This is a genomic window from Streptomyces sp. NPDC014861, from assembly GCF_043081625.1.
In the GTDB taxonomy this organism is placed as follows: domain Bacteria; phylum Actinomycetota; class Actinomycetes; order Streptomycetales; family Streptomycetaceae; genus Streptomyces.
In genome coordinates, this window is sequence record NZ_JBIBWV010000003.1 from 649807 (window position 1) to 668835 (window position 19029).

A 19029-nucleotide genomic window follows, 5' to 3' on the forward strand; every position below is an offset into this window, starting at 1 on the left:
GCCGCCGCCCAACCCGGTGCCCGCCCCGCCCGACCCCGTCCCGCCCGGCCCGCCGCAGCCCGGCGGCCCCGTGCCCCCGCCGGAGCCCCGGCCCCAGCCCGGGCCCGCCGGGCGCCGGGAGCGGAGCGAGGCGTCAACGGCCCGGTGACGCGGGGGAGTCCGCCGACCTGGCGGACTTCCGCATCCGGCTTGTCACACAGCGTGCGACCCCCGTAACTTGGTCCGCTGTCGCTGTGTTCTAGGGGGGCCCATGGCCGTACGCGGACGTCACCGCCGCCACCAGCCGAGCCGGATCAACCGCGCCTCGCTCACCGCCACCGTCGGAGGCGGCATCGCGCTGCCCCTGATCGGCGCCGGAGCCGCCGAAGCGGCCTCGCTCGACGTCTGGGAGAAGGTCGCGTCCTGCGAGTCCTCCTCCAACTGGCGCATCAACACCGGCAACGGCTACTTCGGCGGCCTCCAGTTCAGTCAGTCCACCTGGGAGGCGTACGGCGGCCGCGAGTTCGCGCCCCGCGCCGACCTGGCCTCCAAGGACCAGCAGATCGCCGTGGCCGAGCGGGTCCTCAAGGGCCAGGGTCCCGGCGCCTGGCCCGCCTGCGGCAGCCGCGCCGGACTCGCCCGCGGCGGCCCCTCACCGGACCGCGCCGACGGCGGGAACGGGGGAAGCGGCGGGAACGGCGGGAACGACGTACGGACCGCCTCGCTGCCCGCGCAGCGCGCCCTGCCGCGGACCGAGCCCGTCAAGGCCGGTCCGACCACCGTCCCCACCGTCCGCGAGATGTACACCGTCACGCCCGGCGACTCGCTCTCCGCGATCGCCCGCGAGGAGCGGGTCGGTGGCGGCTGGCAGCGGCTGTACGAGATCAACCGCAAGCTCGTCGGGGAGGACCCCGACCTGATCCTCCCCGGCCAGCGCCTCACCTTGCGGATCGCCGCCCCTCCCCGCCCGATCGCCCGCCCGACCGACCCGCAGGCGCCGCCGTCCGCCAAGGTGACGACCCCGAAGCCGCCGGCCACGGCCACCACGAGGAACCCGGCCGTCAGGCCCGCCGCGCAGCCCGCCCCCCGGCCGCAGTCCAAGCCCCCGGTCAAGGCGGCCCAGGCACCGGCCAAGCCCGCCGCCAAGCCCGCCGCCAAGCCCGGGAACCAGGCCGAGCCGAAGCCACAGAGCAAGCCGCAGAGCAAGCCGAAGCCCCAGCCGAAACCGAAGCCCCAGCCCGAACCCCGGCCCGAGAGCCAGGCCAAGCCCAAGCCGAAGCCGAAACCCCAGCCCAAGCCCGCCGCCGCGCCCCGCGAGGACACCTACGCCGCACCCGTGTCCGCCGGTGTCGGCACCCGCTACGGCAAGCCCGGTTCGTCCTGGTCCAGCGGCTATCACACGGGCGTCGACTTCCCCGTCCCCACCGGCACCAGCGTCAGATCCGTGTCGGACGGGCGGATCGTCTCCGCCGGATGGGCCGGCGCGTACGGCTACCAGATCGTCGTCCGCCACGACGACGGCCGCTACAGCCAGTACGCCCACCTCTCCGCCCTCTCCGTCCGCGAGGGGCAGCGGGTCACCGGCGGGCAGCGCATCGGGCGCTCAGGATCGACCGGCAACAGCTCGGGGCCGCATCTCCACTTCGAGGTGAGGACGGGTCCCGGGTACGGCTCCGACATCGACCCCCTCGCCTACCTCAGGGCCCGCGGCGTCTCCATCTGACGCCGAGGGCCCGCCGTCGCCGGGGCGGGTCATCCGGTCGAGGGTCAGCTCGACCAGCCCGCCCGCGGCGACCGCGCCGCAGACCAGCGCCGCCACGGTGCCAGCCGCCCCGTACCGGAACCCCTCGCCGAAGAGGGTGATCCCGACGGTGGCGGCCACCACCGGGTTGACCACCGTCACGGTGGCGAGCGGGGCGGCGAGCCCGGCGCCCCGGTAGGACGCCTGGGAGAGCAGCAGCCCGGTGACCGCGAGCGCCGACAGGACGAGCGCGGGGGCCCACTCGGCGAGCGGAGCGTCCCCCGACCACTCCTCGGCCACCGTCTTGGTGAAGACCGACGCCACCCCGAAGGCCACGCCCGCGCCGGCCGCCAGCGCCACGGCGCGCAGCGCCGGCCGGCTCACGAGCCGGGCGAGGACGAAGAGCGCCGCCACCGCGGCGAAGGTGGCCCCGGCCAGCAGCCAGCGCTCCCCGCCGTCGGGAGTGCGGCCCTCGGTGCCTTCGGTCACGCTGAGCAGCCCGGCCAGTCCGGCCGTCGCCATCAGTGCCCCGTGCCAGGCCCGCCGCCCCGCCGGGCGCCGTACGAACAGGGCCGCCATGGGCAGCGCGAAGACGATGGTGAGGGCGCCCAGCGGCTGCACCACGCTGAGCGGCCCGAAGGCGAGGGCGACGACGTGCAGGGCCGCGCCCACGCCGTTGAGCAGCACGGCGCCCCACCAGACGGGATTGCGCAGCGGGGCGTACGCTGGCCCGGCGGCGGCCGCGACCCGTTCCTGCACGATGGCCGCGGCCGCGTACGCGACGGCGGAGACCAGTGACAGGAGGACGGACAGCAGCAACGGACTCATACCCTCCACGATCTCTCGCCGGACGGTTCCCGTCGTCAGACCAGGGAACCCCTTCACCGCTACCGCCGTCGCAGTACACAGCGGCCCCGTACACCTGGAGGCGTACACCACTGCAGGTCAGAACGGTGCAAACCAGGTGAAAGGCCCGTCCGGGTCGATGCCTGCCGCCGACCCGCCCCGCGAACCCGAGCCACATCCTGAGCCAGTTCCTCGCCGGACGGGTCCACATTGGACCGGAAGATCACCGCGCGCACGGGGCACGCTGCTCCCCCGCCCGCGGGATGCGCCGACCACCCCCCGGCACACGCCGACTACACCCCCCGGCACACGCCAACCGTCCCCCGGCACACGCCGCCCCCCGGGCACACGCCGATCACCCCCGCCATACGCCGATCACCCCCGGCGATACGGTGGCCCCGCGCCGCCCGGGCCGTACCGGCGGCGCGGAGCCCGAGGGGGAACGGTGGATCCCGAGCAGAGCACGCAGGACGCGACCCCGGCGTACAGCCCCGCCGAGGCCGCCGAGACCGCCTCCATCGGCGGCTTCTTCGCCCTCCGGACCGCCCCGCCGCCCACCGGCGGCGACCACCGGCCGCTCGCCCGGCTCTACGCCGCCGAGGACCCGGACGGAGACGCGCCGCTCCACGCGCGCGTGGACCGGGTCGCCGACCGGCTCGGCGCGCCCGAGCGGCGCGTCGGCGCCTCCGTCGCCCACCTCGGGCTCGCCGCCCGCCTCTGGTCCACGGCGCTCGGTCCGGCCGCCCTGTACGGCCGTTTCCCCGCCCTCGACCCCGCCGACCTGCACTGGGATCCGGCCCTCACCTCACCCGACGACCTGTGGTGGGCGGGCGCCGACACCCGGCCCGGTACCGTCGGCGCGCTCCGCGAGGCCGTCCACGAGGCGCACCTCGTGCCGCTGCACGCCGCCTTCGCCCGCGACGGGCGGATCTCGCCCCGGCTGCTGTGGGGCAACGCCGGCTCGGCCCTCGCCGGCGCCCTGCGCGAGCTGACCCGCTGGGCCCGCGCCCATGACCGGCCCGGTGCCGCCGACCGGGCCGCCACCCTCGTCCAGGGCCTCTTCGACCACCCCGACCTGGCCCGCACCGTCCGGGGCCCCGCACTGCGCCGCACCAGCTGCTGCCTCTACTACCGCTGTCCGTCCGGCGGCCTCTGCGGCGACTGTGTGTTCGACCACGCTCCGGGAACGGGTTTGGAGCGGCGGGCCCCCGCTCCGTAAAGTTGTCCCTTCTGAAGACCCCCGGCGGCATCCCGCCCGCGAGCGATCGAGGAACGACGAAGGCCATGACGGTGACTGAAGAAATCCAGGGGTACGGGCCGGGCATCGACCCCGAGCGCCTGGCCGTCTGCCTGAGCGTGCTCGACGAGCTGGAGAAGATCGACGTCGACCACCCCGACGCCATCGCCGTCCGGCGCGCCACCGCGGGCATCTACCGCACGGTCAAGCAGCGCCGCCGCCAGGACCGCCGGGCCGCGAAGACCGCCCACGACCGGGCGGTCACCGAGGCGACCGCGACCGGCTCCGCCCAGCGCATCGACGACGAGACCGAGGGCATCCTGCCCTCCTCGGTCACCGAGGCCGGCCGGATCGCGGGCATACTCCAGCGCCCCCGGTCCTGCTACACCTGCAAGACCCGGTACGTCGAGGTCGACTACTTCTACCACCAGCTCTGCCAGGAGTGCGCGGCCCTCAACCGCTCCAAGCGGGACGTCCGCGCGGACCTCACCGGCAAGCGGGCCCTGCTCACCGGCGGCCGGGCCAAGATCGGCATGTACATCGCGCTGCGGCTGCTCCGCGACGGCGCGCACACCACGATCACCACCCGCTTCCCGAAGGACGCCATCCGCCGCTTCAAGGCGATGGAGGACTCGGCGGAGTGGATCCACCGCCTGGAGGTCGTCGGCATCGACCTGCGCGACCCGGGCCAGGCCGTGGCCCTCGCCGAGCAGGTCTCCGCGGCCGGTCCGCTGGACATCCTGATCAACAACGCCACCCAGACCGTGCGCCGGCTGCCCTCCGCCTACGCCGCCTTGGTCGACGGCGAGTCCGCGCCGCTGCCGGCCGGTGAGCTGCCCGCCCACCACGTCATCGGCGCCTTCAACTCCGGCGCGGTCGACGGCCTCGCCGCGCTGCCCGTCGGCACCAGCGGCCTCGACGCCCAGAAGGTCGCCGACCTCGCGCTCGTCGCGGGCAACGCCGGTCTGGAGCAGTACCAGGCGGGCACCGCGATCGACGCCGGCGGTCTCCTCCCCGACGTGGTGGAGTCCAACACCTGGGTGCAGACCATCGACCAGATCTCCCCCGTGGAGCTCCTGGAGACCCAGCTCTGCAACTACACCTCGCCGTTCATCCTGATCAGCGCCCTGCGCCCGTCGATGGCCGAGGCCGCCGCCAAGGCCGCGAGCGGCCGGGCCTACGTCGTCAACGTCTCCGCCATGGAGGGTGTCTTCTCCCGCGGCTACAAGGGCGCCGGGCACCCGAACACCAACGCGGCCAAGGCCGCCATGAACATGGTGACGCGGACCAGCGCCCAGGAGATGTTCGAGGCCGACCGGATCCTCATGACCTCGGTGGACACCGGCTGGATCACCGACGAGCGCCCGCACTTCGAGAAGCTGCGGCTCGCCGAGGCGGGCTTCCACGCCCCGCTGGACCTGGTCGACGGTGCCGCCCGCGTCTACGACCCGGTCGTGCGCGGCGAGGCCGGCGAGGACCTGTACGGCGTCTTCATGAAGGACTACGCTCCCGGCAAGTGGTAGGCGGGCGGCCCCGGCCGCGGGCTTCCGTCCGACGTCAAGAGCGCCCTTTCCCCCGGGAAGGGCGCTTTTTCGGTCTCCGTCACCCGAACGCATCACACTTTTGAGCCCGGTAGAGCGCGTGCGCGCTCATCTGGTTACTCTGATGTCCACGGTCGGCCACCGGAGCGACACCCGCTCCACAGCCGATCAGGGGACTGGCCACCCACCTCGGCCGCGGTCCCGCCCAAGAACGGCGCCACCGCGACCGAACGGCCCTACGTCTCCCCTGAACGCGACACAAAGGAGTGCGCGGTGACACCCGAACTGACGAAGCAGGAACCGCGACCGTCGGAACCTTCCGAACGACAGCGGCGCACCGGCGAGCTGGGCAGCCTCGAAGTCTGGGCCAGGTCGGCCCCGATCCGGCTCGCGGGCTACGAGGACGACCTCGCCGAGCCCCACATCCTGCCGGGCATCGACTGACAGCGCTGCCCCCGACGCAAGGTGTCGTCCCCGGGCCGCCCGCCGCGGCCCCCGTACGGCCCCGGGTGCCCCCGGTCCCTCCCGGACCGGGGGCACCGTCGTGTCCGGCCTCAGCCCCGCAGCCGGACCGGCGGCAGGTACTCGCGCAGCAGTCGCCGCTGCCACCACGCCCCGGTCGTGCGCAGCTCGCGCCAGGTGGAGAAGCGGTACCGGTAGAGCCGGGCGCGGACGTGGACCGGCGGGGCGTCCGGGAAGGGGTTGTGGGCGAGCAGCCGCAGGGTGTCCCGGTCCCCGGCGAGCAGCCGCTCCACGAACGGCCCGAACCACTCGCGCGCGTAGCCGGGGGAGAGCGCCGCGAACCACATCAGCCAGTCGAGCCGCAGGTGGTAGGGGGCGAACTGGCGCGGGAGACGGCGGGGGTCCCCGGGTTTGCCCTTGAAGCCGTACTCCCGCCACTCCGTGTCCGGTCCCGGCTCCGGGTCGCTCGTCCCCTCCACCACGATCTCGTCGCGGACGCGGCCGACCGTGCCGAAGGCCCCGTAGGTGTTGACCAGGTGGAAGGGGTCGTAGGAGCGGTTCATGGCCTGCCGGCGGGAGAGCAGGTTGCGGACCGGGCGGTGGCTGCGGACCAGGACCAGGGCGGTGAGGGCGAGGACCAGGGCGACGTACCAGGGCGGGGGGTCGGGGCGGGGGTGGTCGCCGGTGAGGGCCGAGAGGTCGAGGACGGAGGCGGCGAGGACGATCGTGAGCCAGTTCAGCCAGGCGAAGTTGCCGGAGAGGACGAGCCACAGCTGGGTCGCGATCATCAGGCCGGCCGCGATCGAGGCCACCGGCTGCGGGGTGAGGAGGAGGAAGGGGACGCCGAGCTGGACGACGTGGTTGGCGGCGGCCTCGACGCGGTGCAGGGGGCGGGGGAGCCGGTGGAAGAACCAGCTCAGCGGGCCGGGCATCGGCTGGGTCTCGTGGTGGTGGCAGAGACAGGTGAGCCGCCGCCAGCAGGCGTCGCCGCGGATCTTGATGAGGCCGGCGCCGAACTCGACGCGGAAGAGGAGCCAGCGGAGCAGGAGGAGGACGAGGAGCGGCGGCGCCACCTCGTCGTTGCCGAGGAAGACCGCGAGGAAGCCGGTCTCCAGGAGCAGGGACTCCCAGCCGAAGCCGTACCAGGTCTGGCCCACGTTCACGATCGACAGGTACAGGCCCCAGAGCAGCAGCCACAGCGCCATGGCGGCGGCGAGCGGCACCGCGTCCCCCGCGCCGGCGGCCAGTGCCGCGGCGAGCACGACGCCGGTCCACGCGACCGTCGCGAAGAGCCGGTCCGAGTAGCGCCAGTGGAAGAGCGAGGGCGAGCGGAGCGGGGTGGTCCGGCGCAGGTACGCGGGTACGGGGAGCATGCCGCGCTCGCCGATCAGTGCCCGGAACTGCAGGGCGGCCGAGAGGAAGGCCACGCAGTACAGCACGGCCAGGCCGCGCTGGAAGACGGTCCGGGCCGGCCACAGCTCGGGGGCGGTGAACCACTCCATCGCCTCCAGTATCGGCCCGAGGCGCCCGCCGGGGCTTCCCGGAGGGGTATTCCTGCGGGGGTCCCGGAGCAGGCTTCCCGGAAGGGCAAACCCTGCGGAGGCGTGGAGCGGGGCTTCCCGGAAGGCCTTCCCGGCCGGCCTCTGGGGCGGGCCTTCCGGGTGGGCCTCAGGCGGCGGCGATCCTGGTGAGGGCTCTGCCGAGCCGGCGGGCGTACGCCAGCTGGAGGCGTGGGACCACGGGGCCGGCGAGCCGGGTGTACCAGGCGGCGGGGCGGCTGAAGGCCGTGATGGTGAAGCGGACGGTGCCGTCGGGCTCCAGCTCGACGAGGAAGGACTCCTCGCCGGACTCCGGATGCCCGGTGAGGGTGCCGTACGCGAAGCCCGCCCGGTGCTCCTCCTCGGGCACCCAGACGACCCGGCAGGGGACCCCGTAGGCGAGCGGGCCCACGCCGAGGGCGACCTCCAGGGTGACGCCCTCCGCGGCCCGGCCGGCGGCGGAGCGGACCCGGGCGCCGGTGGCGCGGTGCATCCGCCACGTGGTGACGGCCTCGGCGGCGGCGCGGAAGGCCTCGGGACCGTGGCCGACCGGCGTGCTGTGGCGCAGGTGGTGGTAGCCGGAGGGAAGGGCGTCGGGGGTGCGGGTGGCGCCGACCTCGCGGTAGGTGAGGGTGCGGCGCGGGGTCAGGTCGCCGAGGATGCGGGTCATGCCGGGAGCTCCGTTCGCGGGAGGGTGGCCGGGTGGCGGGGGTCGGTGGGGCGGAGTCGGCGGTGGGCGAGCAGGGCGCAGACGGCGAAGCCGAGCGCGTTGCCGAGGCCGTGCGTGGCGGCCATCCAGGTCAGCGTGGGGTGGGGCAGGCCGGTCGCCTCGCCCAGGGCCCACCAGAGCGCGAGCGCCATGGTGGCCACGAGGACGAGGGCGGAGACGCCGAGCAGGGCCCGTGTGGCTCGGTCGGCGGCGAGTCCGCGCCGCTCGCGCAGGGTGAGCACCGCGACGGCGGCCATGCCGGCCGTGAGGACGACCGCGCCCGCCAGCTCCGTCCAGTCGTCGACGAAGTAGCCGACCAGGACGAGCAGGGTGCCGGCGGGGACGCTGAGCGCGGCGGTCCTCGCCAGGGCCCCCTCGTCGGAGGCGCGGCAGAGCAGTCCGGCGACCAGGGCGGCGGCGAAGCCCGCGAAGTGGAAGTGCGGCACGGTCAGCGCCAGCAGGTCGAGCTCGAAGCCGAGGAGCGGGTACGCGGCCCGCTCGGCGACGAGCGCCACGCCGGCGACGGACGGGGAGACGAGTGCCGTGACGACGGCGATCTCGCCCGGCCGCAGCGACCTCGTGAGGACCAGCCGGGCCGGGGCCTGGAGGGCGAGCGCCAGGGTGGCGAGCGCGTAGCAGGCCGCGAGGGCGGTGGCGGTGTCGGAGCGGGGGAGCCAGAGCGAGACCGCGCCGGGCAGGGCCAGGAGGGGCCAGGCCCGGCGCAGCGCGTCCCAGCCGGGCGGCCGGGGCCCCTCGACGAGGGCGAGCCCGGTGGGCACCACCCACAGCATCCCGATCGTCACGACCGGGACCACGAAGGCAGACAGGGTGCTCATGACGTCCATCCCCCCGACTTGAACACGTTCAACGGCGACGGGACCGAGCGTAGGGGTTCTCTTGAACGCGTTCAAGTCCGCCGTCCGGTCGAGCGTGCCGCCCGGTCGGACGCGCTCCGCTTGCCTCCCGTCACCGGCTGCGACAGAACGGGAGGAACCCACCCGAGCCGACCGGGAGAAGCATCGTGCGCCTCACGCAGCGCCGGACGCGGAGCACCCCCGCCGTCCGCCCCGCCCCCGGAGCCGCCCACCACCAGGGCCGCACCGCTCTCGCCGCGACGCTCGGCGCCGCCCTGTTCCTCGCCGGCTGCTCCTCCGAGGGGACCGGCGGCGCAGGCGGCCGGGCCGCCCTCGGCGCCGCCCACGAGGTGCACCTCCAGCCGGTCGCCGCCCAGGGCCCCGACCCCTTCACCGCCTCCACCGCGCGCGGCGCGGGACTCCGCGCCCTCCAGGAGGCGGACCCGGCGGCCCGGCCCGTCAGCGCCCCCGGCATCCGCGAGGTCACCGGCTCCACCCCCGGCCTCTACGGCGGCACCCGCGCCGAGGCCAGCTGCGACGTCGAGCAGCAGGTCGCCTACCTCGCCGCCGAACCCGCCAAGCTCACCGCCTTCGCCGACGCCGCCGGGATCCCCGAGGGCGGCGCCGCCGACTGGCTGCGCGACCTCACCCCCGTCCTGCTGCGCGCCGACACCCGCGTCACCAACCACGGCTTCCGCGACGGTCGCGCCGCCGCCTACCAGGCCGTCCTCCAGGCCGGCACCGCCGTCCTCGTCGACCCCTATGGCACCCCCCGGGTCCGCTGCGCCTGCGGCAACCCGCTGCGCGCGCCCGTCAGCGTCTCCGGCGCCGTCCACCACGGCGACCCCTGGGCCGGCTTCGACCCCGACCACGTGATCAGCGTCAAGCCCACCACCACCGTCGTCGCCAGCCTGGTCATCGTGAACGTCGCCGACGACAGCTGGATCGAGCGCAAGGCGGGCAGCGACGGCGACCAGGACCGCAAGCCCGACACCGAACCCGCCTGCGACCCCGCCACCTGCGCCCTCAGCGACCCGGTCACCCCCGACCCCGACGCCCCGGACGGCGCCACGACCCGGCCGCCGACGGAGCGCCCCGACACGCCCTCCCGCCCGACGACGCCCGACGCCCCCGCCGCGCCGGACACCCCGCCCGCGCCGGACACGCCCACGGCACCGCGGAACCCCGCGACCCCGGACCCGCCGAGCGTCCCGGACACCCCCTCGGAGCCGTACCCCGAGCCGGACGCGCCCTCCGACCCCCCGGCCGACCCGTACACGGACCCGTACACCGAGCCGGACCCGTACACCGACCCGTACACCGAGCCGGACCCCGACCCCTACACCGACCCCGACGGCGACCACCCCCTCCCCGAGGACCTGCTCCCCGTCGATCCCGGACCCACCCAGCCCGACACCTTCCCCGGCTGAAAGATCGTTCCTGGTGCGCGAGGAACCCGCCGGCCCTAGCGTGGCTCCCATGAGCGTGGGCAGCGGGGGAGCGGACACGACGGGCCGGCCGGGCGCGGCGGCGGACGGCGCGGCGGCGCCGATCCTCAGCGCCTTCGGAGCCGCCTTCCGCATGGGCGGCTTCGACTGGGACCTGACCACCGGCGCCATGAAGATGGACGAGGCCGCCCTCGACGTCTTCGACCTCGCGCCCGACGAGTACGACGGACGCCCCGAATCGCTCGGCATCCGCGTCCTGCCCGACGAGGGCCGCCGCCTCGACACCCTCGTCGCCCAGGCCCTCAAGGAGGGCAGCGACCAGTACGGCGCCTACTTCCGCATCCGCCGCCGCGACGGCTCCCAGCAGTGGACCCACACCCAGGGCATCGTCCACCGCGACCCCACCGGCCGCCCCGTCCGGATCATCGGCGTCCTGCGCGACGCCACCCACGAACTCACCGAGTCCGCCGCCCGCCTCGGCCTCGACGAGGGCCGCAGACAGCGCGCCGGGGTCGTCGAGGGCACCACCGCGGCCCTCGCCCACGCCCGCACCGTCCAGGACGTCATCGACCTCCTCAACGACTCGCACGCCCTGGAGCACTTCGGCGCCGCCAGCCTCGTCATGGGCCTCCTGGAGGCCGGCCGCATCCACCTCGTCGCCGAAGGACCCCACGGGGCCTTCGTCCCCGGCACCCGTTTCACCCGGGTGGACGAGCCCTACCCGATGAGCGAGGTCATCCGCACCCTGAGACCCCGCTTCATCGACACCGCCGAGGACTTCGCCGCCTCCTTCCCCGTCCTCTGGCCGCACATCAGCGGCCTCGGCATCACCGCCGCCGCCTACCTCCCGCTCATCGCCCAGGCCCGCCCCATCGGCGCCCTCGGCCTGCTGTACAGCGACCGGACCGGATTCAGCGAGGACGAGCGGACCCTCCTCGTCGCCCTCGGCAGCAGCATCGCCCAGAGCCTCCAGCGCGCCATGCTGTACGAGCAGGAGCACGACCTCGCCGAAGGCCTCCAGCAGGCGATGCTGCCCCGCCGGATCGCCGACGTCCCCGGCGCCCAGATAGCGGTCCGCTACCGCTCCGCGCGGCTCGGCCGGGACATCGGCGGCGACTGGTACGACGTCATCCCGCTCCCCGGCGGCCGGGTCGGCGCCGTCATCGGCGACGTCCAGGGCCACGACACCCACGCCGCCGCCGTCATGGGCCAGCTGCGGATCGTGCTGCGGGCCTACGCCGCCGAGGGCCACACCCCCGCCACCGTCATGGCCCGCGCCTCCGTCTTCCTCCACGAACTCGACACCGAGCGCTTCGCCACCTGCACCTACGCCGAGGCCGACCCCGGCACCGGCGTCGTCCAGGTGGTCCGCGCCGGCCACGTCGACCCGCTGGTCCGCGAGGCCGACGGCAGCAGCCGCCGGGTGCCCGTAGAGGGCGGACTCCCGCTCGGCCTCTCCGCCGAGTTCGGCCGCCTCGACTACCCCGTCACCACCCTCGAACTCGAACCCGGCCAGACCCTCATGCTCTACACCGACGGCCTCGTCGAGAAGCCCGGCGCCGACCTCGACGAGGGCCTCGAATGGCTCTCCGCCCTCGTCCGCCGCGGCCCCTCCGACCTCCAGGAACTCGCCGACCTCCTCTGCGAGGTCGTCGCCGACCGCGGCGGCGAGGACGACGTCGCCATCCTGCTGCTCCGCCGCCTCGGCGCGTACACCCCCACCGGCGGCCGCTTCCGCCAGCACGTCGCCCAGAGCGATCCCGAGGCGCTCAGGGCCGCCCGCCACATGATCCGGGCCGCCGTCCGCGCCTGGGGCGCCGGCTCCCGCGCCGACGAGATCGAGCTCGTCGCCGACGAGCTCATGACCAACGCGCTCATGCACACCGACGGCGGCACCATCGTCACCCTGCGCAGACTCCCCGGCACCGAACGCCGGCTGCGGGTCGAGGTCGAGGACCGCTCCAGCGCCCTCCCCCGCCGCCGCGAGGCCGGCGAGGCCGGCGTCTCCGGCCGCGGCCTCCTCCTCGTCGACCAGCTCTCCGACAGCTGGGGCGTCGAGTCCCGGGGCGGCGGCAAATGCGTCTGGTGCGAGTTCGCGGTCCCCGACTGACCCGCCCCGGCCGGTGTCCCCGCGCGGCGCGCGCCGCCGTGCGGCAGGGTGGAGGGCATGCCCGAACTGCCCGAGGTGGAAGCCCTCCGCGCGTTCCTCGGCGAGCACCTCGTCGGCAAGGAGTTCGCCCGCGTGCTGCCGGTCGCGATCAGCGTGCTCAAGACGTACGACCCGCCGCTCGGCGTCCTCGACGGCACCGAGGTCACCGGCGTCGACCGGCACGGCAAGTGGCTCGACATCACCGCCGCCACCTCCGGCGGACCGCTGCACCTGCTCGTCCACCTCGCCCGGGCCGGCTGGCTGCGCTGGCAGGACCCGCTGCCCTCGGGCCCGCCCAAGCCGGGCAGGGGCCCGCTCGCCCTGCGCGCCGCCCTCACCGGCGGCGACGGCTTCGACCTCACCGAGGCCGGCACCACCAAGCGCCTCGCCGTCCACCTCGTCCACGACCCCCACGAGGTGCCCGGCGTCGACCGCCTCGGCCCCGACCCGCTCGCCGAGGACTTCGGCCCCGAGGAATTCGCCGCCCTCCTCGCCGGCGAACGCCGGCAGATCAAGGGCGCCCTGCGCGACCAGAGCCTGATCGCCGGCATCGGCAACGCCTACAGCGACGAGATCCTGCACGCCGCGAGGATGTCCCCGTTCAAACCCACCGCCACCCTGACCCCGGACGAGACCGCCGCCCTCTACGAGGCGATGCGGACCACCCTCCACGACGCCGTCGACCGCTCCCGCGGCCTCGCCGCCGGCAAGCTCAAGGCCGAGAAGAAGACCGGCCTGCGCGTCCACGGCCGCACCGGCGAACCCTGCCCCGTCTGCGGCGACACGATCCGCGAGGTCAGCTTCTCCGACTCCTCCCTCCAGTACTGCCCCACCTGCCAGACCGGCGGCAAGGTCCTCGCCGACCGCCGCATGTCCAGGCTGCTCAAGTAGACGCGACCGGAGCCGCCCGGTCCGCCCCTGAAGTAGGCTCCCGCGCATGCTGCGCGTACTGGCCGTCGACGACGAGGAACCCGCCCTCGGGGAACTCCTCTACCTGCTGCGCGCCGACCCCCGGGTCACCACCGCGGAGGGCGCCGGGGACGCGACCGCCGCGCTGCGCCGGATCGGGCGCGCGCTGGAGTCCGGGCCGGACGGCGAGGAGGCCGTCGACGTCGTCTTCCTCGACATCCACATGCCCGGCCTCACCGGCCTCGACGTGGCCCGGCTGCTCGCCGGCTTCGCGCGCCCGCCGCTCGTCGTCTTCGTCACCGCCCACGAGGGCTTCGCGCTCCAGGCCTTCGACCTCAAGGCCGTCGACTACGTCCTCAAGCCGGTCCGGCGCGAGCGGCTCGCGGAGGCCGTGCGGCGCGTCCACGAGCTCGTCCACGCCACCGCGCCCGCCCCGGCCCCCGCGCCGGAACAGATCCCCGTCGAGCTCGGCGGCGTCACCCGCTTCGTCACCGTCGACGACATCGCCTACGTCGAGGCCCACGGCGACTACGCCCGCCTCCACACCGACCAGGGCAGCCACCTCGTCCGCATCCCGCTCTCCACCCTGGAGGAGCGCTGGGCCGACCGGGGCTTCGTCCGCATCCACCGCAGCCACCTCGTCGCCCTCGACCGGGTCGACGAGCTCCGCCTCGACGGCGGCGCCACCTCCGTCCGGGTCGGCGCCACCGACCTCGCCGTCAGCCGCCGGCACGCCCGCCACCTGCGTGACCTGCTGATGCGCCGGGCCGGAGGCTGACCGGCGGCCCCTACCGGCGACCGGCCCGTTCCGCTTACACTCCACGGGCCCACCCGCCCGTCAGAGAGCGACGCCGATGCCGGAGCACCCCGAGCCGCGCCGGCCCCGGCGCGAGACCGTCACCTACGCCACCGCCGTGGGCGGCCGCCCCGCGCCCCGCCCGGCGCACCCGCCCGCCCGTTCCGAGATCGACGAGCAGACCACCCTGGGCCACACCTACGTCCGCTCCCTGATGCGCAGCCAGCTCCGCGCCGCCCTCACCGCGCTCGGCGCCCTCGCCCTCCTCGTCGGCACCCTCCCGCTCGTGCTCGCCCTGCCCGCCCCAGAGGCGCTGGTCTGGGCGGCCCTCGGCGTCGGCGTGTACCCCGTCGTCTGGGCCGTCGCCCGCTGGTACGTCCGCCGGGCCGAGCGCAACGAGCGCGACTTCACCGGCCTCGTCGAGCGCTGAGACCCGTGGACCGCCCCGCATGAACCAGGCCTACGCGGTCGCCGCCGTCACCGCCGTCGTCCTCGCCACCGTCCTCGTCGGCGCCCTCGGCCTGCGGGTCTCCCGCACCACCTCCGACTTCTACGTCGCCTCCCGGACCGCGGGACCCCGGCTCAACGCCGCCGCCATCAGCGGCGAGTACCTCTCCGCCGCCTCCTTCCTCGGCATCGCGGGACTCGTCCTCGTCCAAGGCCCCGCCATGCTCTGGTACCCGGTCGGCTACACCGCCGGCTATCTGGTGCTGCTGGTCCTCGTCGCCGCCCCACTGCGCCGCTCCGGCGCGTACACCCTCTCCGACTTCGCCGAGGCCAGGCTGGAGTCCCCCCAGGTCAGGCGGCTCGCGAGTCTCTTCGTCGTCGGCATCGGCTGGCTCTACCTGCTGCCGCAGCTCCAGGGCGCCGGGCTCACCCTGGAGATCCTGACCGGCGCCCCCGACTGGGTCGGGGGCCTCCTCGTCGCGGTCGTCGTCACCGGCACCGTCGCCGCCGGCGGCATGCGCAGCATCACCTTCGTCCAGGCCTTCCAGTACTGGCTGAAACTCACCGCCCTGCTGGTGCCGGCCTTCTTCCTGGTGACCGCCTGGCACGGCGACGGCGCGCCCCGGGCCCGCTTCGACGCCCCCGCCGTGCTCCGCGAGCACACCGTCGTCCGGGTCGCCGACACCGTACGCATCGGGCTCGACGCCCCGCTGACCCTCACCGTCACCGGCACCGTCGACGCCGTCCGGTACGAGGACCGGTCCGTGACCCTCGCCGCCGGCAACCACCACGTGAAGGGCGGCACCGTCCTCGCCCTCCGGCCCGGCACCCCGCTCCCCGAGCGGCGCGCCGACGGCGCCGACCCCCTCGGCTGGTCCCAGCCGCTGGCGGGCGGCCGCGACGGACACCAGCTGTACGCCACGTACGGACTGATCCTCGCCACCTTCCTCGGCACCATGGGCCTGCCGCACGTCGCCGTCCGCTTCTACACCAGCCCCAACGGCCGGGCGGCCCGCCGCACCACCCTGGTCGTCCTCGGCCTCGTCGGCGCCTTCTACCTGCTGCCGGGGGTGTACGGGGCACTCGGCCGGATCTACGCCCCCGAGCTCGCCCTCACCGGCTCCGCCGACGCCGCCGTCCTCGTCCTCCCCGACCGGATCGTCGGCGGCGCGCTCGGCGACCTCCTCGGCGCCTTCCTCGCGGGCGGGGCCTTCGCCGCCTTCCTCTCCACCGCCTCGGGGCTCACCATGTCCGTCGCCGGGGTCCTCGCCCAGGACGTGCTGCCCTCCCGCGCCGTGCGGCACTTCCGGCTGGCGACCCTGCTCGCCGGTGCCGTCCCGCTCGCCGTCGGCTTCGCCGCCTCCAAGGTGCCCGTCGCCGACGCGGTCGGGCTGGCCTTCGCCGTCTCCGCCTCCTCCTTCTGCCCGCTGCTCGTCCTCGGCATCTGGTGGCGCCGGCTCACCCCGCCCGGCGCGGCCGCCGGCCTGCTTCTCGGCGGCGGCTCCGCGCTCGGCGCGGTGATGGCCACCCGGGCCGGGCTCGCCCCGCCGGGCTGGGCCCACACTCTGATGGCCTGGCCCGCCGTCTGGTCCGTCCCGCTCGGCTTCCTCACCATGGTCCTGGTCTCGCTCGCCACCCCGCGCAGCGTCCCGCCGGGCACCGCGGCGACCCTCGCCCGGCTCCACCTTCCCGAGGAGTTCACCGCGCCCGGAGAGTTCACCGCCCCCGCCCCGACCGCGCCCGCCCCGGCCGACCTGACACCCGCCCGGACCACCCCGGGGCGGCTCGCCCGGACCGGCGACGCACCCGCACCGGCCGCACCCGCCCCCGCGCCCCGGGCGACCGGTCGCGCGCCCGCCCGGAGCGCCGAGGCGCCCGGTCGGGAGGCACCCCGGTGAGCGGCATCGCCCTGGCCGCGGCGGGCGCCGCCGGCGCCGTCCTCCTCGCCGCCGGCGTCGTGCTCGGCCGGGTCACCGCCGGGCGCGGCGACCGCTCCGCCGACCTCGACCTCGGCACCCCCGTCGAACGCGCCACCTTCCACACCCTCCACACCGCCTCGCTCGCCGCCCCGCCGCTGCGCGCCGGACTGACCGAGGAGACCGCCCGCCGGGCCGCCCGCCCGCTCCGCTCGCTCCTCGGCACCGAGGCGCTCTGCCTCACCGACGGGTCGGCCGTCCTCGCCTGGGACGGCCCCGGCGAGGAGCACCACCACGCGGGTGTGCCGGAGCTGGCGGCGGCGACCCTGGAGACGGGCCGCAGCCGCTCGGCGCCCACCGGGTGCGACGACCCCGGCTGCGCGCTGCGGTGGGCGGTGACCGCCCCGCTCACGAGCGAGGAGGGCGTTCTCGGCGCGCTCGTCGCCTACGGCCCCCGGGAGTCGGCGGTGCTGGTCCGGGCCGCGACCGAGGTCGCCCGCTGGGTCTCGGTCCAGCTGGAGCTGGCCGAGCTGGACCGCTCCAGGACCCGGATGGTGGAGGCGGAGATCCGCGCGCTGCGCGCCCAGATCTCCCCGCACTTCATCTTCAACTCCCTGGCCGCGATCGCCTCGTTCGTCCGCACCGACCCCGAGCGCGCCCGGGACCTCCTCCTGGAGTTCGCGGACTTCACCCGCTACTCCTTCCGCCGGCACGGCGAGTTCGCCCAGCTCGCCGACGAACTCCGGGCGATCGAGCAGTACTTGGCGCTCGCCGGGGCCCGCTTCGGCGACCGCCTGAAGGTGACGCTCCAGATCGCCCCCGAGGTGCTGCCGGTCGCGCTGCCCTTCCTCTGCCTCCAGCCGCTGGTGGAGAACGCGGTGAAGCACGGGCTCCAGGACCGCGCGCGAGGCTGCCGGGTGACGATCGCCGCGCGGGACGCCGGTTCCGAGGCGGTGGTGACCGTCGAGGACGACGGCGTCGGCATGGACCCCGAGCGGCTGCGGGCGGTGCTGCGCGGCGAGCACCCGGGCGGCTCCGGCATCGGCCTGTCCAACGTGGACGAGCGACTGCGCCAGGTGTACGGGGCGGAGTACGGCCTCGTCATCGAGACCGGCGTCGGCGCGGGCCTGAAGGTGACCGCGCGCTTCCCCAAGTACCGTCCGGGGGTGCACCCTTCGCCCACCCGCTGACCGGTCAGGAGAGCCAGACGGCGAGGTGGGCGAGGGGCAGGCCCAGCTGCCAGGCGGGCAGCCAGGCGCGGGCCGTCTCGTCGACCCGTACGCCCGCCCCGGCGGCCGGCAGGCCGTCCAGGTCGGCCGCGTGCACCCAGGTCTCCCGCAGCGCCCGCCAGGTGTCCCGGGCGAGCGCCAGATCGGCCCCTTCGGGGTCCTCGGCCTCCTCGGCGGCGAGCCGCTCCTCCACCCACTCCGGCCACCCCGCCTCGTACGCGGTGAGGTGCAGCCACTCGTCGGCGGCCGGTTCCCCGGAGAGATGGACCGTGAGGGTCAGCGCCCGCAGGGAGGCGCGGTGTTCGAGCGAGCCGGGCTCGGCCAGGCCCGCCGCGGTCAGGTACTGGTCGGACAGGTACTCGGCGCACAGCCAGGCCATCGGGACGGCCAGACCCCCGCCGCTCCTGCGGCCGGCGCCGTTCGTGCTCTCGGGCGACAACGCTCCCACCTTCTCCGGACGTCGGGACCCGCGGTTCTCGGGACCCGGAGCTGAGCCTCCTCCGCTCGGGGCGTCCGCGTGGACCGCTTTGCTCAACTCGCCGGTGTGGTTTCGGATACGTTCTCCGGCCGGATCGGTGCCGGTGGGGTCGACGGTGCGGAAGGGGCGGAAGGGGCGGGGGAGGGGCGGCGCCGGAGGAGCGAGGCGAGCGCGGTGACGGCGACGACGAGCGCGAGCGACGGCAGGGGGAGCATCGCGCCGAAGGAGTCGTCGAGCCCGTCGATCCCGTTCCATACGACGGCGATCCACGCCGTGGTCCCCACCAGCACCATCGCCCCCGTTCTCCGCTCCCCGCCCAGCCGCATCCCGGCCCACAGCACCAGCGGCATGACCAGCGCGGTGTTGAGCAGCGCGGTGGTGAAGACCTGGGCGGTGCCGTAGCCGGTGGGCGCCCCCAGGGTGGCGGAGGCCTGCCCCACCAGCGCGAACCGGAGCGTGTCGGAGAGCACGACGTGCGCGGCGCCGACGGCGACCGAGCCGACGACGACGCCCTTGAACAGGCGGGGGAGGGCGGGGGTGTGAGGTCGTGAGGCCATGGAGCCGACTATACGCACTGTGTATACATGGAGTGCATAGACCCCCGGGCTCCCGCGCCGGCACGGCCGCGGGAGGGGGGAGGAGCGAGGGGGAGCGGCTAGGGCGTGTTTCGAAAGTCCCGCCTGCCCCGCGACGCCTGGCACGCACGCTCGCCGCGTTGTCGGGATCGTCCGAGTACGCCCGGTACGAGGA

At 75.3% G+C, this 19029-nt stretch carries 17 protein-coding genes; 11 read left to right on the forward strand and 6 right to left on the reverse strand.

The genetic code is table 11. The features are described 5' to 3' along the window. Positions 1-250 precede the first annotated feature (250 nt). Positions 251-1702, forward strand: a complete 1452-nt coding sequence (locus ACF1BN_RS09425; protein WP_392330984.1) for a transglycosylase family protein — start codon at positions 251-253, stop codon at positions 1700-1702. On the opposite strand, the gene ACF1BN_RS09430 is transcribed toward ACF1BN_RS09425, so the two are convergent. Continuing rightward, positions 1583-2548, reverse strand: a complete 966-nt coding sequence (locus tag ACF1BN_RS09430) for a DMT family transporter (protein ID WP_392330985.1) — start codon at positions 2546-2548, stop codon at positions 1583-1585. The two genes, ACF1BN_RS09425 and ACF1BN_RS09430, sit on opposite strands and share 120 nt — an antisense overlap. Before the next feature lie 463 nt (positions 2549-3011). Between ACF1BN_RS09430 and ACF1BN_RS09435 the strand changes: the two genes are divergently transcribed. The 3 genes from ACF1BN_RS09435 (at position 3012) to ACF1BN_RS09445 (ending at position 5788) form a co-directional block, all read left to right on the forward strand. Beyond that, positions 3012-3785 (forward strand): (2Fe-2S)-binding protein, encoded by a 774-nt coding sequence (locus ACF1BN_RS09435; protein WP_392330986.1) that lies wholly within the window; start codon positions 3012-3014, stop codon positions 3783-3785. 65 nt (positions 3786-3850) lie between these two features. After that, on the forward strand, positions 3851-5326 hold the full coding sequence (locus tag ACF1BN_RS09440) for an SDR family NAD(P)-dependent oxidoreductase (protein WP_392330987.1): 1476 nt from the start codon (positions 3851-3853) through the stop codon (positions 5324-5326). Positions 5327-5617: 291 nt separating this feature from the next. Next, complete coding sequence (locus tag ACF1BN_RS09445) at positions 5618-5788, forward strand: hypothetical protein (RefSeq protein ID WP_199816533.1); 171 nt, start codon at positions 5618-5620, stop codon at positions 5786-5788. A gap of 110 nt (positions 5789-5898) precedes the next feature. On the opposite strand, the gene ACF1BN_RS09450 is transcribed toward ACF1BN_RS09445, so the two are convergent. From ACF1BN_RS09450 to ACF1BN_RS09460, 3 genes are all read right to left on the reverse strand, one after another. Beyond that, positions 5899-7308, reverse strand: coding sequence for a lipase maturation factor family protein (locus tag ACF1BN_RS09450; RefSeq protein ID WP_392330988.1), 1410 nt, complete (start codon positions 7306-7308; stop codon positions 5899-5901). Between the two features lie 166 nt (positions 7309-7474). Next, complete coding sequence (locus ACF1BN_RS09455; RefSeq protein ID WP_392330989.1) at positions 7475-8014, reverse strand: DUF1990 family protein; 540 nt, start codon at positions 8012-8014, stop codon at positions 7475-7477. Continuing rightward, positions 8011-8880: a YndJ family protein gene (locus tag ACF1BN_RS09460; protein ID WP_392331022.1), complete on the reverse strand. Its 870-nt coding sequence runs from the start codon at positions 8878-8880 to the stop codon at positions 8011-8013. Before ACF1BN_RS09460 ends, ACF1BN_RS09455 begins: the two co-directional genes overlap by 4 nt. A gap of 194 nt (positions 8881-9074) precedes the next feature. Between ACF1BN_RS09460 and ACF1BN_RS09465 the strand changes: the two genes are divergently transcribed. The 7 genes from ACF1BN_RS09465 to ACF1BN_RS09495 all read left to right on the forward strand — a co-directional run bounded on the left by ACF1BN_RS09465 (position 9075) and on the right by ACF1BN_RS09495 (position 17762). Next, entirely contained in the window at positions 9075-10337 is a 1263-nt protein-coding gene (locus ACF1BN_RS09465; protein WP_392330990.1) for a DUF6777 domain-containing protein, read from the forward strand. A 49-nt stretch (positions 10338-10386) separates the two neighbouring features. Next, positions 10387-12465, forward strand: coding sequence for a SpoIIE family protein phosphatase (locus tag ACF1BN_RS09470; protein ID WP_392330991.1), 2079 nt, complete (start codon positions 10387-10389; stop codon positions 12463-12465). A 57-nt stretch (positions 12466-12522) separates the two neighbouring features. Further along, positions 12523-13395, forward strand: a complete 873-nt coding sequence (locus ACF1BN_RS09475; protein WP_392330992.1) for an Fpg/Nei family DNA glycosylase — start codon at positions 12523-12525, stop codon at positions 13393-13395. A gap of 46 nt (positions 13396-13441) precedes the next feature. Further along, the gene (locus tag ACF1BN_RS09480; protein ID WP_392330993.1) at positions 13442-14191 is read left to right on the forward strand and encodes a LytR/AlgR family response regulator transcription factor; all 750 of its coding nucleotides are present in this window, start codon (positions 13442-13444) and stop codon (positions 14189-14191) included. A gap of 76 nt (positions 14192-14267) precedes the next feature. After that, the gene (locus ACF1BN_RS09485) at positions 14268-14639 is read left to right on the forward strand and encodes a hypothetical protein (protein WP_376599059.1); all 372 of its coding nucleotides are present in this window, start codon (positions 14268-14270) and stop codon (positions 14637-14639) included. 19 nt (positions 14640-14658) lie between these two features. Beyond that, positions 14659-16554 (forward strand): cation acetate symporter, encoded by a 1896-nt coding sequence (locus ACF1BN_RS09490; protein WP_392330994.1) that lies wholly within the window; start codon positions 14659-14661, stop codon positions 16552-16554. Next, positions 16551-17762, forward strand: a complete 1212-nt coding sequence (locus ACF1BN_RS09495) for a histidine kinase (RefSeq protein ID WP_392330995.1) — start codon at positions 16551-16553, stop codon at positions 17760-17762. Before ACF1BN_RS09490 ends, ACF1BN_RS09495 begins: the two co-directional genes overlap by 4 nt. Positions 17763-17766: 4 nt before the next feature. Here the strand turns inward: ACF1BN_RS09495 and ACF1BN_RS09500 are convergent, their stop codons facing one another. Both ACF1BN_RS09500 and ACF1BN_RS09505 read right to left on the reverse strand, forming a co-directional pair. Then, entirely contained in the window at positions 17767-18240 is a 474-nt protein-coding gene (locus ACF1BN_RS09500; protein WP_392330996.1) for a hypothetical protein, read from the reverse strand. Between the two features lie 92 nt (positions 18241-18332). Next, on the reverse strand, positions 18333-18836 hold the full coding sequence (locus ACF1BN_RS09505) for a hypothetical protein (RefSeq protein ID WP_392330997.1): 504 nt from the start codon (positions 18834-18836) through the stop codon (positions 18333-18335). Positions 18837-19029 lie beyond the last annotated feature (193 nt).

Excerpts from the sequence above, each read along its gene's own strand:
- ACF1BN_RS09470 (WP_392330991.1), top strand. The coding sequence starts at position 10,387 with ATGAGCGTGGGCAGCGGGGGAGCGGACACGACGGGCCGGCCGGGCGCG.
- ACF1BN_RS09430 (WP_392330985.1), bottom strand. The coding sequence starts at position 2,548 with ATGAGTCCGTTGCTGCTGTCCGTCCTCCTGTCACTGGTCTCCGCCGTC.
- ACF1BN_RS09440 (WP_392330987.1), top strand. The coding sequence starts at position 3,851 with ATGACGGTGACTGAAGAAATCCAGGGGTACGGGCCGGGCATCGACCCC.
- ACF1BN_RS09490 (WP_392330994.1), top strand. The coding sequence starts at position 14,659 with ATGAACCAGGCCTACGCGGTCGCCGCCGTCACCGCCGTCGTCCTCGCC.
- ACF1BN_RS09450 (WP_392330988.1), bottom strand. The coding sequence starts at position 7,308 with ATGGAGTGGTTCACCGCCCCCGAGCTGTGGCCGGCCCGGACCGTCTTC.
- ACF1BN_RS09505 (WP_392330997.1), bottom strand. The coding sequence starts at position 18,836 with ATGGCCTCACGACCTCACACCCCCGCCCTCCCCCGCCTGTTCAAGGGC.
- ACF1BN_RS09455 (WP_392330989.1), bottom strand. The coding sequence starts at position 8,014 with ATGACCCGCATCCTCGGCGACCTGACCCCGCGCCGCACCCTCACCTAC.
- ACF1BN_RS09425 (WP_392330984.1), top strand. The coding sequence starts at position 251 with ATGGCCGTACGCGGACGTCACCGCCGCCACCAGCCGAGCCGGATCAAC.
- ACF1BN_RS09475 (WP_392330992.1), top strand. The coding sequence starts at position 12,523 with ATGCCCGAACTGCCCGAGGTGGAAGCCCTCCGCGCGTTCCTCGGCGAG.
- ACF1BN_RS09480 (WP_392330993.1), top strand. The coding sequence starts at position 13,442 with ATGCTGCGCGTACTGGCCGTCGACGACGAGGAACCCGCCCTCGGGGAA.
- ACF1BN_RS09485 (WP_376599059.1), top strand. The coding sequence starts at position 14,268 with ATGCCGGAGCACCCCGAGCCGCGCCGGCCCCGGCGCGAGACCGTCACC.